At 48.0% G+C, this 17115-nt stretch carries 19 protein-coding genes; 16 read left to right on the forward strand and 3 right to left on the reverse strand.

What is annotated here, in order from left to right:
• The first annotated feature begins 7 nt into the window (after positions 1-7).
• The 5 genes from NYE45_RS10580 to coaD all read left to right on the forward strand — a co-directional run bounded on the left by NYE45_RS10580 (position 8) and on the right by coaD (position 2684).
• Positions 8-313, forward strand: coding sequence for a hypothetical protein (locus NYE45_RS10580; RefSeq protein ID WP_340016622.1), 306 nt, complete (start codon positions 8-10; stop codon positions 311-313).
• 117 nt (positions 314-430) lie between these two features.
• Positions 431-703, forward strand: a complete 273-nt coding sequence (locus NYE45_RS10585; protein ID WP_340016623.1) for a hypothetical protein — start codon at positions 431-433, stop codon at positions 701-703.
• 306 nt (positions 704-1009) lie between these two features.
• Positions 1010-1267, forward strand: coding sequence for a hypothetical protein (locus NYE45_RS10590; protein ID WP_340016624.1), 258 nt, complete (start codon positions 1010-1012; stop codon positions 1265-1267).
• A gap of 300 nt (positions 1268-1567) precedes the next feature.
• Positions 1568-2176, forward strand: coding sequence for a 16S rRNA (guanine(966)-N(2))-methyltransferase RsmD (gene rsmD, locus NYE45_RS10595; protein ID WP_036609474.1), 609 nt, complete (start codon positions 1568-1570; stop codon positions 2174-2176).
• A gap of 1 nt (position 2177) precedes the next feature.
• Complete coding sequence (gene coaD / locus NYE45_RS10600; protein WP_085981453.1) at positions 2178-2684, forward strand: pantetheine-phosphate adenylyltransferase; 507 nt, start codon at positions 2178-2180, stop codon at positions 2682-2684.
• On the opposite strand, the gene NYE45_RS10605 is transcribed toward coaD, so the two are convergent.
• Positions 2662-3999: a nucleoside recognition domain-containing protein gene (locus NYE45_RS10605; protein ID WP_340016625.1), complete on the reverse strand. Its 1338-nt coding sequence runs from the start codon at positions 3997-3999 to the stop codon at positions 2662-2664. The two genes, coaD and NYE45_RS10605, sit on opposite strands and share 23 nt — an antisense overlap.
• Positions 4000-4313: 314 nt before the next feature.
• On the opposite strand from NYE45_RS10605, the gene NYE45_RS10610 reads away from it, so the two are divergent.
• Positions 4314-5354, forward strand: a complete 1041-nt coding sequence (locus NYE45_RS10610) for a SepM family pheromone-processing serine protease (RefSeq protein ID WP_339169564.1) — start codon at positions 4314-4316, stop codon at positions 5352-5354.
• A gap of 311 nt (positions 5355-5665) precedes the next feature.
• Here NYE45_RS10610 and NYE45_RS10615 read toward each other — a convergent pair whose 3' ends face one another.
• On the reverse strand, positions 5666-6898 hold the full coding sequence (locus NYE45_RS10615; RefSeq protein ID WP_340016626.1) for a nucleotidyltransferase: 1233 nt from the start codon (positions 6896-6898) through the stop codon (positions 5666-5668).
• Between the two features lie 340 nt (positions 6899-7238).
• The gene (gene hmpA, locus NYE45_RS10620) at positions 7239-8474 is read right to left on the reverse strand and encodes an NO-inducible flavohemoprotein (protein ID WP_340016627.1); all 1236 of its coding nucleotides are present in this window, start codon (positions 8472-8474) and stop codon (positions 7239-7241) included.
• Positions 8475-8937: 463 nt separating this feature from the next.
• Here hmpA and NYE45_RS10625 point away from each other — a divergent pair, with 463 nt between their 5' ends.
• From NYE45_RS10625 to rnc, 10 genes are all read left to right on the forward strand, one after another.
• Positions 8938-9444: a DUF177 domain-containing protein gene (locus tag NYE45_RS10625; protein ID WP_340016628.1), complete on the forward strand. Its 507-nt coding sequence runs from the start codon at positions 8938-8940 to the stop codon at positions 9442-9444.
• Between the two features lie 67 nt (positions 9445-9511).
• Complete coding sequence (gene rpmF, locus NYE45_RS10630; RefSeq protein ID WP_017689233.1) at positions 9512-9685, forward strand: 50S ribosomal protein L32; 174 nt, start codon at positions 9512-9514, stop codon at positions 9683-9685.
• Positions 9686-10058: 373 nt separating this feature from the next.
• On the forward strand, positions 10059-10607 hold the full coding sequence (gene fapR, locus NYE45_RS10635; protein ID WP_062833760.1) for a transcription factor FapR: 549 nt from the start codon (positions 10059-10061) through the stop codon (positions 10605-10607).
• A complete protein-coding gene (gene plsX / locus NYE45_RS10640; RefSeq protein WP_017689231.1) occupies positions 10604-11599 on the forward strand; it encodes a phosphate acyltransferase PlsX in 996 nt (331 codons plus the stop codon). Before fapR ends, plsX begins: the two co-directional genes overlap by 4 nt.
• An 8-nt stretch (positions 11600-11607) precedes the next feature.
• Positions 11608-12597: a beta-ketoacyl-ACP synthase III gene (locus tag NYE45_RS10645; RefSeq protein WP_145319004.1), complete on the forward strand. Its 990-nt coding sequence runs from the start codon at positions 11608-11610 to the stop codon at positions 12595-12597.
• 25 nt (positions 12598-12622) lie between these two features.
• On the forward strand, positions 12623-13564 hold the full coding sequence (gene fabD / locus NYE45_RS10650) for an ACP S-malonyltransferase (RefSeq protein WP_340016629.1): 942 nt from the start codon (positions 12623-12625) through the stop codon (positions 13562-13564).
• Between the two features lie 248 nt (positions 13565-13812).
• Entirely contained in the window at positions 13813-14562 is a 750-nt protein-coding gene (gene fabG, locus NYE45_RS10655) for a 3-oxoacyl-[acyl-carrier-protein] reductase (protein WP_017689228.1), read from the forward strand.
• A gap of 152 nt (positions 14563-14714) precedes the next feature.
• A complete protein-coding gene (gene acpP, locus NYE45_RS10660) occupies positions 14715-14948 on the forward strand; it encodes an acyl carrier protein (protein ID WP_024630176.1) in 234 nt (77 codons plus the stop codon).
• Positions 14949-15128: 180 nt separating this feature from the next.
• Positions 15129-16367 carry a beta-ketoacyl-ACP synthase II gene (gene fabF / locus NYE45_RS10665; RefSeq protein ID WP_062833763.1) on the forward strand — a complete coding sequence of 413 codons (1239 nt, stop codon included), beginning with the start codon at positions 15129-15131 and terminating at the stop codon, positions 16365-16367.
• Between the two features lie 13 nt (positions 16368-16380).
• Positions 16381-17085: a ribonuclease III gene (rnc, locus tag NYE45_RS10670; RefSeq protein WP_036670338.1), complete on the forward strand. Its 705-nt coding sequence runs from the start codon at positions 16381-16383 to the stop codon at positions 17083-17085.
• The last annotated feature ends 30 nt before the right edge of the window (positions 17086-17115 follow it).

The raw sequence follows: 17115 nt of genomic DNA on the forward strand, positions 1-17115 counted from the left end.
GTTCAAGATGAGTAGAAAAGCAAAGACAGGTATATGGGTGACGGTGTTGGTCTTTCTGGGCATCATAGTTGGATGTTTCATATGGTACTTCAATACCGCTTCGGGTGAACGTGCACTCAAAACGATGAGATCCAATAACTCGGGCGGCCTGGAGCGGGTCGTTAAAGTGTACAGTAGTAATGGTGAATTGATTCAAACCTATGATGGCAAAATTGACGTGGAAGATACGGAATACGGGAATAAAGTATTATTCGATCTCAATGGCAAACGTGTCGTAATCTATAATGCAACGATTGTTGTTGAAGAGAAGTAAAGCATAATTTGCCAGCCTTGACGAAGCGCTGGTTCGGAATTTGGCATGACACCCTATTTCTTATATGGTAAAATTAAGGAAATGACATAAGGGTCGGGTGAGATTTTTATGGTGGATATGTACCTTATAATCACTGTTGCAATTTTGGGAATGATCCTGTTCTATAGCTTGATCGCTTATTTCTTGATTCGTTTCATTTCTAGAAAAGCATTTAAGCTTACGTTAACCAAATATGAAATGATGGAGATTATGACTTGGCTCGGCGTGCTGTTTATTAGCTTCATGATGATTAAGAATGGTTCAATAAATCTTCTCTTGCCGGTTGTTGTACTTATCATTCCATTGATCAATTTGCGACTTTCCAATCGGAAGCATCGAGAGATGAATTAGTATAGCTTCCTGAGTGTGGTCATACACAAGGATGATAAACATTAGGAAAGGTTGACGGAGTTTACATCACTTGTCAGCCTTTTTTAGTTTCATTACGAATGTTGAAACTGAACAAGGAGGAGTTTAGTAATGCTTCTGGGCCGATCAACTGACACTTCAGGTTTAACGCAAGTTGCCAATCTTTCGGATGAGTTGCAGGCTGTTTTTGATCAAGCAGAAAGCAAATATCAAATAGTTGATATTGAGCTCTTCTTTGTTTTCAGGTGCCTCCCTGAAGAATACGATAGAAGGTCCACGGTCAGGCATGTGAAGAAGGAGAATGTCATCTATTTTGATCTGGTGGTCAGCGAGGATCGGTATAAGACATTAAGCAAGAGCAAACAACGGTATGTATTTAGCCATGAGTTCTATGCTTTTATGAGTGAGAAGCTCCAGAAATACAAGATTGAACATCTAAACGCGAATGAATTTGTCGCAGATATGGGTATGTGGCTGAGGGAGATCGGATGGTTGCAGACTGAAGAGGAAGCTGAAATAAGTGAATTTGAAGAAAAGTATAACTAACATAATAAATTAAACATAAACAACAAAAATAGGCCCTCTTTCGAGGGCCTACTTTTCATGGGAGAGGAGAAACCGGACGAAGAGCTTATGGGGAAACGTAAGTCTTCTCCGCGGTTGTCTACGACACTTGTGATGTCGATAATTATAGAATCGCCCGATTGTTTCCTTTTTATACATATGCGTCAACAATTCGTCAACAATTTTCCAAGGCAAATGAAGACCGAACATTTTTCAAACTGAACCCGAGTGTGGTACGATAGCCGTATCAATAAACTTACATAGAGAAAAGGTGACTCGTCAGTGAGAGTGGTATCTGGGAGTGCGAAAGGCAGGCCGCTGAAGGCTGTTCCTGGCACAGGCACGCGACCGACCACCGACAAGGTGAAGGAAGCGTTATTTAGCATGGTTGGTCCTTATTTTGAGGGCGGCACAGCATTGGATCTGTTTGCAGGCAGTGGGGGTCTCGGAATTGAGGCGCTGAGCCGCGGCATGGACAAGGCTGTTTTTGTTGACTTGGAATCGAAAAGTATTGAAGTGATCCGCATGAATCTGAAGGCGACCAAGCTGGAAGACCAGGCGGCTGTATACCGTAATGATGCAGGTCGTGCATTGAAGGCACTCGCCAAGCGAGGCACAACGTTCGATCTGGTGTTTCTCGACCCGCCATATCGCATGAAGAACGGGCACGAGTTGATGCTGACCATGCACGAACTGGAACTTCTGGAACCCGAAGCAACCATCGTGCTTGAATATGAATCCAAACATGATTACCCTGAGCAATTCGGCCCGTTTGAACAAACGCGCAAGGCTTTGTATGGGGAGACGGCAGTATCCATCTATTATTATGCGCCTGAAGCAGTTGAAGATGGAGAATCCATTACACCGGAAGAGGAGGCTCCTCATGACTGAAATGATACATCGACAGGAACGGATCGCCGTATATCCTGGAAGTTTTGATCCCGTAACGATGGGGCATCTCGATATTATCGCCAGAGCGTCGAAGCAATTTGATCGCGTCATTGTGGCTGTGTTGAACAATATGAGCAAAAATCCGCTGTTTACGGTGGAGGAACGCAAGGAACTGATCACGGAAGTAACCCGCCATCTACCGAATGTGGAGGTGGACAGTTTCCGTGATCTGACGGCCAATTACGTTCGGCAAAAGGAAGCACAGGTTATCGTTCGCGGTATACGCTCAGTAACTGATTTTGAATACGAGCTGCAATTGGCATCGACCAACAGCAAGTTGAATCCGGATGCGGAAACGATATTTATGATGACGAATCCAAAGTATTCCTATTTAAGTTCCAGCATCGTCAAAGAAATCGCTCATTATCATGGAGATGTCACAGATCTTGTATCACCTGAAGTGGAAGCTGCGCTCCGTCAGAAAATCAGCGAGAAAACCGGCGGTTAAACCAGAAGGTAAGACCTGATAGACTAATCATAGTTGCAAGAAGTAACGCTAGACCCATGCAGGCAGCAGGGAAGGCGCTCCATATGGCGTTAATCGTGTATGTGTTGCCTGGATTATGTATGAAGAGCCAACTGAATGGTGTTGACAGGTCCTGGTCTGCATTCGTCTGTAATGTGGTCCAGGCTTGTGTGCTATATCGGCTGAACGGCATCCAGAGGAACAGACTGATAATAAAGGCGATGATCCCATGAATCAGACGAACTCCGGCAAAATACAACATGGATTTGCTGTCGGGTCCAGTTCCTTTCAGGACAGCAGAGACTTGCAGATGGGAGCATAGACCGCCCCATCCCAAAACAGCTGCAAGCAGGGACATCAGCAGGGCAGGTGTAAGCGAAGTTTGGCTCAAATGGTAGGTGCCCAAATGAAGCTCCAAAAAGGCTGGCCACAGCGCAGCAGAAGAACCAGGAGTCACATAAAGGGAGAGTAGCCGGATAAATACGGCAAAACCGATCATGTATCCTCCGGTCATCATCAAAGTCTGCACAGCCTGGGATACGGTGTCACCTAACAGTTTGCCAAACCCTCTTCCATCACGACTATGGGCTTCCCTGGCTGCAATCATCATATCAGACCATATGCTACGTCGTTTGATCTTAGAGTGGTGGGGGAGAGATGAGCGACTTGTGGAACTTGCAGGACTTGCAGTCTGAGGACCACGAGAACTGTTATCCGCTTGGAGGGCTGTCGAACCAACCCGATCTTTCTGGTTACCCGGTGCAGGCAGGAGACGCACGGCAAAAATGGCAGCAATCCAGCCGCTGATCCAGTGAACCACTAAGAGGAAATATCCGGCAGCAGGCTGGTGAAGAAAAGCAGCACCAACGACCAGGATAATCATCATTGGATTGGCAAAATGAGCTGCTGCTGCAAGGACAACCGCCTGCTTGGCGGTAATTTGTCTATCCTGAAATAAACGGGATACCGCATCTGCTCCTGCGGGGAATCCGCCGCACATGCCAACAGCGATAGCGAGCCCAGCGCTGCCTGGAAGTCTGAACCAGCGTTGCATTAGTGGTCCGAGCAAGGCACCCATCGCGTGGGTGAAGCCAAACGCAGTGAGCATTTGGGATAACATCAGGAACGGAAGCATGGCAGGAAAGATGATTTTCCACCATATATCCAGACCTTGAATAGAGGCATCAAACGCTTCTTTGGGGGAAGCAACTACTGCAATGACCAGTGCTAAAGCGCCGGTACTTAGAAGTATCGTTCGTAACGGGCCAGAGTCTCTAACCTCGCTCTGTATTGTCATCGTTTCACCTCATATCAAATAACGCCAATTCGGCATCTGAATCGTTATGGACGGCCGAATGACGCCCCAAGGGCGGTTCGGCCTTGACCGGACAGGCTATGGTATACAGCGGCCTATCCGGCCTGTACCATTGTATGCACAGGGACCAGAGTGTTAGACTTGAAATAAATATTAAACAAGATGAGCTGAGTATCTGCATGACAAAGAGAGCGAAACCTAACCGGAGAATGGAAGTATTCAAAGGGTGGTATTGCGATCGCTAATTAGTGTAAAGTTCAGCTTGTATAGAGATACAAAGAACGGAGGCTCATGCGATGAATCGGATTCGGAAATCTGGCGGATTCAGAGCTTCGATCTTTGTGATCGTGGTGGCTCTGGTCGTCTATGTTGCCGTGTACATGCCAACGCCGTATATCATATATATGCCTGGCAGTGCAGATGAAGTAAAACCAATGGTAACCGTTAAGGGCGGAGACCAGGATGAACGCGGTGTATTTATGATGACGACTGTGTCGGCAACCTATGCCAATGTGTTTTTGCTAGGGACCTCTCTGTTCAATCAAAATGCTCAAGTGGATAAAAAGGAAGACCGACTGCGCGGCAAAAGCGAAGCGGAATACTCTGCTGAACAAGTATGGTTCATGAGTGACTCGCAATCCTCCGCAATGGAGGCTGCGTATGAGCAGGCTGGCGTTGCGTACTCCATTGTACCTGAACATATCTTTGTATTTGGACTGTCCGAAGACCCAAAACCGGAAGGAGACATTGCTCCGGGCGATATTATTCTGGGAGTGAACGGAACAGCTACGCCGGATAATACGGTCCTTTCTGCCCAGTTAAAAGATAAAAAGGTCGGAGATACGGTCGAAATGCAACTGGAACGTGGTGGAGAGACCATTAGCCGGGACGTGAAGCTGATTCAGGTCAAAGACAGTAAAACGGGTGAAACCCGCCCGGGACTCGGCGTAATGATTGGTGCGGTTCAGAAGGTGAAAGCGGAAGATCCGGACAAACAGATCTCCTTCACCGATACCCAGGTTGGTGGTCCTTCTGCCGGATTGATGTTTACTTTGGAGATCTATAACCAGTTAACACCTGGAGATCTGACGAAAGGTCATCGAATTGCGGGTACAGGTACCATTACCAAGGACGGTGTGGTGGGTGCAATTGGTGGTGTAGTGCACAAAATTGTAGCTGCTGACCGGAAAGAAGCGGAGTTCTTCTTCGTGCCGAAGGATAATTACAAGGAAGCGGAAGCCAAGGCTGAACAAATTGGCACCAAAATGAAACTTGTGCCTGTGAGCACGGTGGATGATGCGTTGGCTTACCTGAAAACCTTGTCCGTGAAATCATAGGATAATGATCGGGTGGGAAGAGATTGAGTCGAGTTGAAACGGATGAATAAGTACGGATGATATCGGAATGAATTGATTGCAGCGAATGAAGTGTGATCAAGAGAAATGAGTGTATCAGCAGATTCAAAGGGTGCAAGTGAACCAAAAGAATCAAGAGAAGAGAATCCCCTTGTTGTGATGTGCCTGAGCGGCGCGCAGCAAGGGGATTTTTTTACTTGTACAGTTGAGTGTCGAATATTTAAGAATCAATGATCCGTAAATGATGGAATGAAAAGCTCTATATGAGATGAAGCCTCTTTGTCAAAAGCGGATTACACTCTCACAGGCGACTCATAGTAGTCACTGAACATCCTGCGTGTGTCCCTATTCTCACAAGCGAGCCCATACGCAACCTGAGCTTGGATATCCAGTTCAAGTTGATTGTGTGTGAACGTCGACGGTTTCAGCACAACAGGCAGTGACGCGGTTTTCTTCATCTGTTTAAGCAGGCTCTGTCCTTGAGTATTAAATCCGAGGACTCGGAGATATCCGGGTCCGGCAGCCAATTGCTCTGGTGAACACTCAGCTTTCGTGTGATTCAGAAGCAGGTGGGCGAGCATACGCTGAAGTTTTGTTCGTGTGTAACGTTTGGTCTTCAGTGCATTCAGGAGTGATTCGACTGAAGGCTCCGGGAGCTGAGCGAGTGTACGGCTCAGCCGGTGTTCCAGGCCTTCCGTGACTTCGGCGATGCGTTCCAGCTCGAAGGCACGGCGGGTGGCCGCAAGGTGCAACAGCGGCTGTGCAAAGCGCTCCCAGTGTATGGGAGCGCGCCCTTCCTGCCATTCGCGATGCAGAATGGCAAGGGTTGCCGCCGGCACGTATGGCGCGGCGGCATCGGGGCCGTCCGCCATCAGCAGGCGGCGGACGGCTGTGGCACTGGCGATCGCCCCCGGCCCGGGCGTCGCCTCATGATACGCGGCACCGGTACGCGCCGCCGTAAAAGGCTGGATCGCGCTGCCAAGTCGTTGCAGCGCGATCAGGTAGTGCAGCCCAAGCGAATTGTTGGGCTGCTCCAGCAGTGCAGCGGCGTCGTGAGCATCGACGCCGCCGGGCGCCAGCGCTGCCGCCGCGCCTGCGTACGCGGCGGGGTAGCTGGCGCCTTCCCGCAGGCGGCGCGCGATGTCCTCGCGCATCCCTGCGGGCTCTACAGCCAGCACGCGCGCAATGCGCTGCAGGCTGTCCAGGTCTCCGGACTCGCTGCCAAAGCAGAGCGAGTCCACAACGCCGGTGCGGTGCAGCAGCGATACCGCACCGAAGGCAAACCACTCCGCCGGTTGGACCGCGTACGCCACCGGCAGTTCAAATACCAGATCGGCGCCTGCGTGCAGCGCCATCTCGGTGCGGGCCCTTTTACCGACGATGGCGGGTTCGCCACGCTGGAGAAAAGGGCCGCTCATGACCGCAACAACGGCATCTGCGCCGCTTAGCCGCCGAGCTTCCTGCAAATGATGGACATGCCCATTGTGCAAAGGGTTATATTCAACAATGACGCCTACGGCTTTCATGATTAGACGTACTCCTCTCAAATGAGATGAATGGGTATGTACGTATGCTGTTATAGATATACTTCTTTATGCCAGCTTAGTGGGTAGCTTTACGCCAATATTGTACAATCGCACTCAACATTCTAAAAACGATTTTCATCCATTCCATCATAGGCGATGACCTCTATTAGATCAAATCATGGAGTTTGTCAGACCAATGAAAAAAAGCACAAATCCAACATCAGCAGATGTCAGACCGTGCCTTCAAGCGATGACCCCATGATATTAAAATGGTAATGGTGGTTTAATCAACCTTATTAGACTACCTAATTTTGCATAAGATTTGTCATATTCAGAACACCTAGACACTCTCCGGCGCGGGAGAAAGACTGGCTTTCGGCCCAAAAAATTCATAATGAATGTTGTCTGCTGCAACTCCAAGCGCCAGAAGCTCCGTATACACTGACCGCATGAACGAAACGGGTCCGCACAGATAATAGGTGGCATCCAGTTCCTCAATCACTTGGCGAAGCCAGACCGCATCCATATAACCTTCCTTATGAAAATGACTGCTCGTATGATCAGCATCCTCAGGTTGTGTATAACAATAATAAGCATTAACGCTCTCATTAAGTTCGGCCAGACTGTTCACGTGATCACGGAACGCGTGAGATTGACCATTCGGACTTGCATGTAAAAAAGTAATTGCACGGTTTTCGTTCAAATGAACCAGCGTATTTAACATACTGATCATGGGCGTTAAGCCAACACCGCCACTAAGCAGCACAACAGGACGTTCATCCTCTGCATCCAGCGTGAAGTCGCCAGCAGGAGCGGATAGTTCCACTTGACTACCTTCTTCAATGTGATCGTGGAGATACGTGGATATGACTCCATCAGGGCGCTCTAATCCACCTAGCTCACGCTTAACGGAAATGCGATAGTAGGGTTTACCAGGGGCATCTGAAAGGCTATACTGACGAATCTGGGTAAATGACTGTGCCTCTGGCTGGATTTTGATACTAATGTATTGACCGGGTTTATAGCTGGCGATAGGCTGACCGTCGTCTGGAACGAGGTAAAAGGACGTGATGATTTCACTTTCTTGGACTTTCTTGGCAACTTTGAAGGTACGAAATCCTTCCCAGCCACCCGTCTGGTTTTCCGCTTCCGTATACATGTCCTGTTCGATTCCGATAAAGGCGTCTGCAATGACATTGTAGGCTTCGCCCCACGCCGTGATGATTTCATCCGTTGCCGCGTCTCCAAGCACATCTTTGATGGCTTGTAGCAGATAGGTGCCTACAATCGCATATTGCTCAGGAACGATACCCAGGCTGCGATGTTTATGTGCAACTTGCCGGACGGCAGGCAGGATGGAGGACAGATTATCGATATGCAGGGCAGCGGTGTATACCATATTGGCGAGGGCGGCTTGCTGTCGTCCCTGTTTCTGATTTGCGTGATTAAAAATGTTTAGCAGTTCCGGATGAGCCGTAAACATCGTTTCATAGAAATGGCGTGTGATCGCTTCGCCGTGGACTTCAAGTACGGGTACTGTAGACTTAATGACTCTAATTGTGTGCTCGCTTAACATACATTTTCCCTCCCGATATAATATGAAATAGTTGGATAAACAATCGGTCATGGAGCTGATCGTGCTTCGGTTTATAGCAAGTATAGATAGGGGGCAAGCAGGTCTATGTGATATAGATCACACTAAACGTTAACGAAATGTGACCGATGTTTGCAAGGAACTACAACTAAAATGACGACTTGTGATTTATCTTGAAGTGAGTCTATAATAGACCAGATGGAGTAAACGGCTGTGTGGTCAGTGTTTTTAAAAAGGGTGTAAAGTTAAAAGTGTTGACAAACGTCTTGAAAAATCGGTATAATGATTTTTGTTTGTTAAGTCAATTTCATAATACTTTTAACGGTGAAGCGTCAGAATACATACAGTCAGGATTTATTGCTTTACAAAAGCAGGCTTGACCTGTATAACTGTCGTGATACGTTTGATACGAACTATGAAATTGGTTTCGTTTGGAGTGATGGAAATGTTAATGCCATTTCGCAAAGTGGCTACCAGTGATGGCCCCCTGAAGTTTAACGAACAGTGGGATATCAAGGAACTGGTTTCTAACCGACAAGATATCACAGCCGTTACCCCGCTGACTGCGGACTTATCTGCAGCATTCAGAGAAGGTGACGTTGTGGATGTTCATGGCAAGCTGACTATAGGAGTGGACATGTTGTGCTCCCGTTGTCTTAAGCCGATCAATGAACATTTTCATATTGATTTTCATGAGCAATTCAAGCAGGGAAAACAGCCAGAGGATTTACACGAAGACGATGATACGCTCTATGTGGATGGAGATAGCGTTGATCTGAAGGATTATGCCGAGGAAGTTTTTCTGCTGGATCTTCCGTTTATACCGCTATGCAGCGATACATGCAAAGGGTTATGCCCCAAGTGTGGCCATGAGCTGAACGAAGGTGACTGCGGTTGTGATAACCAGGTTATCGATCCGCGGCTTGCAGGGCTCAAGGATTTTTTTAAATGAGCATGATTGAAAATCGAACATTTTAAGACTACCTGCAAAGGTTGATTTTGATAAGGAGGTGGGAATAATGGCAGTACCTCAACGGAGAACGTCCAAGACGCGTCGCGACAAACGTCGCACTCACTTTAAATTGGCTGTACCGGGCATGGTGAAATGTGAACAATGTGGCGAACTTAAACTTAGTCACCACGTGTGCAAAGTGTGCGGAACGTACAAAGCAAGAGAGATCATCTCTCAATAATAGTTGGACATTAAGTAGCACTTCATTTCGATGAGGTGCTACTTTTTTTGGGGTTAGAGGGTGTTGGTAGAGTGCGTTAGCAGGCATGAAATCCGTGCTATACAAGGGTGAATTGTTTTTGTTAGGCCAGCCTTTCTTTTTGACACGGGATGAGATATACTATAGTTTAGTACCAGGTTCTAAGATTTGACGTTACATATAGATGAACCATGATCCGTTTGAGAACGACCCTGGTGACCAGGGATGCAACTATAGAAGCAACAGGAACGAATGGTTGAACTGGCCGGATGGGACGGTTCCGTAAACGATACAGCGGGGGGTGTCAGGCATCGAACGTGTACCGAAGAGACAGAGGCAACAGCAGTTAACCAAAATGATAGAAGAAAACCCGTTTGTGACGGATCAGGAACTTACGCGCCAATTGAAGGTGAGTATTCAGACGATTCGTCTTGACCGGTTGGAACTTGGAATACCCGAACTTCGGGAACGGATGAAACTGATGGCAGAACGCTCGTATGATCAGGTACGCTCGCTGCCCCTGCATGAAATTATCGGTGATATTGTGGATTTGCAGCTGGACAAGAGCGGTATTTCCTTGTTTGAGATTAAGGAAGAACACGTATTTTCCAGAACAGGCATTGCACGTGGACACTATGTCTTTGCACAGGCCAACTCATTGGCTGTAGCGATTATTAATGACGAGATCGCGTTGACCGCATCAGCAGACATTCGTTTTGTCCGTTCGGTTCATTTGGGAGAAAAATGTATTGCCAAGGCTTATGTGAGATCGATTCCGGGTCAAAAGGGCAAAGCCAAAGTGGAAGTATTCACCTATGTAGGTGAAGAGATGGTGTTTCAAGGCAACTTTGTAATCTACCATTCAGGTGGAGAAGACAGCGGAGAAGGAGGTCATTTGGAATGAAAATCGTCATTGATGCCATGGGAGGCGACAATGCACCTGCATCCACGGTAGAAGGTGCGATTGCCGCAGCTACGGAATGGGCGGATACACAGATCGTCCTGATCGGCGATGAAGCCAAGCTGGAACCTCTTTTGAGTCAGTCAGGTGTGAGACCTGCCAATCTGACGGTCCGGCATGCTTCGGAAGTTATTGGATCGGATGATGAACCCGTTAAAGCAGTACGTCGCAAGAAAGATGCCTCCATGGTGGTGGCAGGCCGCATGTTGAAAGAAGGCGAAGCGGACGCGATGATCTCGGCGGGCAATACCGGAGCGTTGATGACAGCGGGTTTGCTTGTTGTAGGTCGTATGGAAGGCATTGAACGTCCGGCACTTGCGCCGATGATTCCAACGATTGATGATGTGGGTGTACTTGCCCTTGATCTCGGAGCGAATATGGATGCCAAACCGGAGCATCTTGCACAATATGGCCTGATGGGCAGTTTGTATCGGCAGAAAGTACAGGGAATAGAATCCCCAAGAGTGGGCTTGCTCAATGTAGGAACAGAACCAGGCAAGGGTAATGAGTTGACCAAACATGCGTATCCCTTACTGGAGCAACTCCCAATTCGCTTTGTTGGTAATGTAGAGGCACGTGATGTGCTGACCGGTGCTTGTGATGTGCTTGTATGTGACGGTTTTGCAGGAAATATACTGCTGAAATCGCTGGAAGGCACAGCAGGTGCCATTTTCGCCTTGCTTAAGGAACAATTCTCATCTTCCCTCAAAAGTAAACTGGCTGCGGCTGTACTGATGCCTGAACTGCGGGGGTTGAAACGTAAGCTGGATTATACGGAGCATGGCGGAGCGCCGCTCCTTGGTTTGAGCAGGCTGGTTGTGAAAAGTCATGGATCTGCTGATGGCAATGCCATCAAAAATGCTGTACGCCAAGCTCGGATTGCAGTGCAGAATCAGCTGGTAGAGAGCATATCTAAGGAAATTAGCGGGAAGTGAGTGACGACATGAATAATTTGCGCCCAGTAGGGATTATTGGTACAGGGAAATATGTGCCTGAGAAAATTTTGACGAATAGCGACCTGGAGAAAATGGTCGATACCAATGACGAGTGGATCGTCAGTCGTACAGGAATCAAAGAGCGTCATATTGCTGCACCCGATCAGGCAACTTCCGATTTGGCTTATGAAGCGGCTATTAAAGCTCTTGAATCTGCAGGCATGACAGGCAGTGATCTTGATCTGATTATTGTTGCAACGATTACCCCGGATTCTTCGTTCCCATCGACAGCCTGCATCTTGCAGGACAAACTGGGTGCAAAAGGTGCGGCGGCATTCGATTTGTCGGCTGCTTGTTCCGGATTTGTATACGGGTTGGCGAGTGCTACGAGCTTCATCCAAAGCGGCATGTACAACAATGCACTTGTTATTGGTGCGGATTGCTTGTCTCGTATTACGGATTATACAGACCGTAACACATGTGTCCTCTTTGGTGATGGAGCAGGCGCAGTGGTCGTTGGTGAAGTTCCGGAAGGCCGCGGATTCAAAGCATTCGATCTTGGCGCCGAAGGTGCTGGCGGTAGTCTTCTTCAGATGGAAGGCGGCGGTTCCCGTTTGCCTGCTACAGCAGAGACCGTTGAAAATAAAAAGCATTACATTTACATGAACGGTCGTGAAGTGTTCAAGTTTGCAGTACGTGTCATGGGTACGGCTACCATTGAGGTATTGCGTAAAGCAGGTATGGAGCGCACGGATGTGGATCTGTTTGTTCCTCACCAAGCGAATATTCGGATTATTCAATCTGCGATGCAACGCCTTGAACTTCCTGAAGAGAAAGTTGTAGTCAACGTGGACAAGTATGCAAACACATCTGCTGCTTCCATTCCACTTGCTCTGGTAGAAGCTGCCGAGGAAGGTCGCATGAAAGCCGGAGATACTGTTCTTATGGTCGGATTCGGTGGCGGTTTGACATGGGGTGCATCCGTACTCGTTTGGTAAACTAGAGAGCTGGGAGATGAATGGGATGGGTAAAATAGCATTTGTATTTCCCGGTCAGGGATCACAGGCTGTAGGCATGGCGAAGGACGCGTATGATTCCGTGCCTGCGGCAACCGAGATTTTTCGTACAGCGGATGAAACATTGGGTTTCTCGCTGAGCAATCTCGTATTTGAAGGACCGGAGACCGAGTTGAAACAGACATCAAATACACAACCGGCTCTGTTGACAGCAAGTATTGCCTTGCTTGAAGCCTTCAAAGAAAAAGGAATTCAGCCTGACTATACGGCCGGACACAGTCTGGGAGAATACAGTGCACTGGTGGCAGCAGGCGTTCTATCGTTTGCTGATGCAGTGAGCATTGTACGGGCTCGTGGTCAGTATATGGAACAGGCAGTTCCGGGTGGACAAGGAGCTATGGCTGCTGTGTTGGGTGCGGATCGGGAAGCGCTGGGGGTGCTTTGCCGTGACGTATCTGAAAGTGGTCATGCGGTTGAACTTGCGAACATTAATTGTCCAGGACAAATCGTCGTTTCTGGTGTAAAGGAAGGCGTAGCTGCAGTCGCGGAGCGAGTGAAAGAAGCTGGCGGTAAACGCGCCATTGCATTGGAAGTAAGCGGCCCGTTCCACTCTTCATTGATGAAGGGTGCAGCTGAGAAGCTGGAAGAGAAACTGAAAACCGTCACGTTCTCACCGGCAACGGTTCCTGTAGTCGCTAATGTGACGGCAAGACCTGCAGAGAATGGACAAGTTCAGGATTTGTTAACAGCTCAGGTCTATTCTCCTGTATTATGGGAAGACAGTGTGACATGGCTTATTGAGCAAGGCGTGGATACGTTCATCGAGATTGGATCTGGCAGTGTATTGACCGGTTTGATTAAAAAAACAGATAAAACCGTTAAACTCTACAATGTGAACAGTCTTGAAACGCTCGAAGCAACGGCAAGTGAATTAGAAGGAGTTATATGAGTTAGACTAAACTTTTTACACGAGAACGGAGAGGACAGAAAAAACTGAAGAAGCGGAGCGTTCGCCTAAAAGCTTTCTGAAAGAAAGCTACATCGGAAGCATACGCTATCACCGGATTTTCCCTTTAGAAAAGGGAATTAAAAAAATCTGGGGATAACAGCGATCGGAAGGTTATTCTGTCATCGGAGTGGCAAGTGTAAACATTCTTTGGTTGAACTGATATAGATTTGGGGAAAGGAGGAATGATTATGTCTAAACCATTAGAAGGTAAAAATGCACTCGTTACCGGAGCATCCCGTGGCATCGGGCGCAGTATTGCACTGGCACTGGCTGAGGCTGGAGCGAACGTGGCCGTGAATTATGCGGGCAGTCAAGCGGCAGCTGAGGAAGTGGCGGAAGCGATTCGTGCCAAAGGAGTCAAGGCGATTACACTTCAAGCCAATGTTGGCCTGATGGATGAAGCTGAACAAATGGTCAAAGCTACACTCGAAGCATGGGGCAACGTTGATATTCTGGTGAACAATGCTGGGATTACCCGTGATAATCTGATCATGCGTATGAAAGAGGAAGAATTCGATCAGGTTATTGAAACCAATCTCAAAGGTGTGTTTAACTGCCTTAAGGCGGTTACACGTCCAATGATGAAACAACGGTCGGGAAGAATTATCAATATCTCCTCGGTTGTAGGTGTGCTTGGTAATGCTGGACAAGCGAACTATGTTGCTGCCAAAGCAGGAGTCATTGGTTTGACGAAGGCATCCGCTCGTGAACTGGCTTCTCGCGGAATCACAGTCAACTGTGTTGCGCCAGGTTTCATTGAGACGGATATGACAAAAGAGTTGTCTCAGGAACTGGTGGACGGTATGCTGAGTGGTATTCCGTTGTCCCGTTTGGGTCAGCCGGATGAAATCGCCGGTGTAGTCACGTTCCTGGCTTCACAGGCTTCATCTTATATGACAGGGCAGACGCTGCATGTTGATGGTGGCATGTACATGTAATTCTTCCCGGACTTGAACAATAGTCGGGGAACAGGCGCTGGACGATCCGAAATGCCGGAAAAAGGCCGGGTTCCCCGGCCGGGAGCCGCATATGTCTTCTATGGCATTTTGCCTGCGATTCTCGTATAATACCAAAGAAGGAGGTGAACCGGATGTCCGATGTATTGGAGCGTGTAAAACGCATCGTCGTCGACCGCTTGGGCGCAGACGAAGCTGAAGTTACACTTGAAGCATCTTTCAAAGAAGATTTGGGTGCTGATTCTTTGGATGTAGTGGAATTGGTCATGGAATTGGAAGATGAATTTGATTTGGAAATCTCTGATGAAGATGCAGAAAAAATCACGACCGTAGGTGAAGTTGTAAACTACATACAATCTCATACCTAAAGTCATTTTAGTCCCGCACATGTTTTCGAACAGGCGGGACTTCTCATCATTCATTGGTTTTTCTCATTCCACAAGCAGCTCTACTCAAGCAGATCTTCCGATCTTGGTTGAATAGATGCCTGTTTGCGGATATTCCCACAAAATACTTGCGTAATGCAGTCGATATAGAGGTGAGTCGGTTTGAAACAAAGAGTAGTAATTACCGGAATGGGCGTAATGACATCGCTCGGAAAAGATTTGGAAACGTTCTGGGGCAGTTTAATGGCAGGAAAGTCCGGAATCTCTCAGATTGAGGCGTTCGATGTGAGTGAATATACGACACAGATTGCAGCCGAGATCAAGGATTTCAACCCGGAAGAATACATGGATCGCAAAGATGCTCGCAAAATGGACCGTTTTGTTCAGTTCGCTGTGGCAGCCGGCTTCAAAGCCGTTGAAGACAGTGGTCTGAAAATTAACGAGAATATTGATGCAGAGCGTTTCGGTGTATCCATCGGATCAGGTATTGGTGGATTGGGTACTTGGGAGGACCAACATAATGCATTGCTGCAAAAAGGTCCAAAACGCGTAAGCCCATTCTTCATTCCCATGATGATCTCCAACATGGCTTCAGGTCAGATGTCGATTTCTCTTGGTGCCAAAGGTCCGAACATTAACGTTGTTACCGCTTGTGCAACAGGTACACACTCCATCGGAGATTCCTTCAAGCTGATTGCCAATGGTGATGCAGATGCCATGATCTGTGGTGGTGCGGAAGCAACAATCAGACCAACAGGTCTTGCAGGGTTCTGTGCGATGCGCGCAATGTCTACACGTAATGATGATCCTGCGAAATCAAGCCGTCCTTTTGATACAGAACGTGATGGTTTTGTTATGGGCGAAGGCGCGGGCGTTCTGATTCTGGAATCCCTGGAACATGCTCAAAAACGTGGTGCACGTATTTATGGTGAAGTGATTGGTTATGGTCTGACTGGCGATGCACATCACATGACAGAACCAGATCCGGATGGAGCAGCACGTTGCATGAAGATGGCACTTCGCAATGCGGGCATTGAGCCTGAAGAAGTGGATTACATCAATGCACACGGAACTTCGACGCCTGTAGGCGACAGATCCGAAACGCTTGCGATCAAAAAGGCGTTTGGTGACCATGCGTACAAGCTCGCAGTGAGTTCTACTAAATCCATGACGGGCCACATGCTTGGCGCGGCTGGTGGAGTAGAAGCGGTTATCTGTGGATTGTCACTGACACATCAGACACTGGCTCCAACGATCAACCTGGAAAATCAGGACCCAGAATGTGATCTGGATTATGTACCAAATGTTCCACGTCAAACTAAAGTCAATATTGCCATGTCCAATTCATTTGGATTCGGCGGTCACAATGCCACCATTATTCTCAAAAAATTTGAAGCATAAGGGGCTAGTTCGTTTGAGTGAAGATCTGAAGCAGTTACAACACAAACTTCAAATCAAATTTGACAACAGGCAGCTTTTAAAACAAGCGTTTACCCATGCTTCTTATGTAAACGAACACCGGTTCAGTCAGCATCAGGACAACGAGCGTCTGGAGTTTCTGGGCGATGCCGTGCTGGAACTGACTGTATCGGAATACTTGTATCATTTGTATCCTAACCGTCCGGAAGGTGAATTAACTAAGCTGCGGGCATCCATTGTCTGTGAGCCTTCCCTCGTCAAATTTGCTGAAGCGTTGGGTTTTGGGCAGTATGTACTTCTTGGTAAAGGTGAGGAACTAACTGGAGGACGGACACGGCCGGCTCTGCTGGCAGATGTGTTTGAATCTTTCATTGGTGCATTGTATCTGGATCAGGGGCTTGCGCCTGTTCGGACATTTCTCGACCAGCATGTCTTCCCATTAATCGTTCTGGGCAGCAAGCTGCAAATGAGTGACTACAAAACGGAACTGCAGGAACTTACTCAGCATCACAATATGGGAGCTTTGGAATACCGTATCGTTGAGGAACGGGGACCTGCCCATGAACGTGAGTTTGTCTCGGAGGTCCATATGGGTCAAGAACGGCTTGGCAGAGGTACAGGGCGTTCCAAAAAGGAAGCGGAACAACAGGCTGCATCTGCAGCACTTGATCGTTTGAAGCTTCCGGAAGCCGGAGCTTAACCGATAGCGCATAGACAAACGAAGAGCAAA

Origin of the sequence: Paenibacillus sp. FSL K6-1318 (assembly GCF_037976905.1) — a bacterium.
Taxonomy (GTDB): domain Bacteria; phylum Bacillota; class Bacilli; order Paenibacillales; family Paenibacillaceae; genus Paenibacillus; species Paenibacillus amylolyticus_A.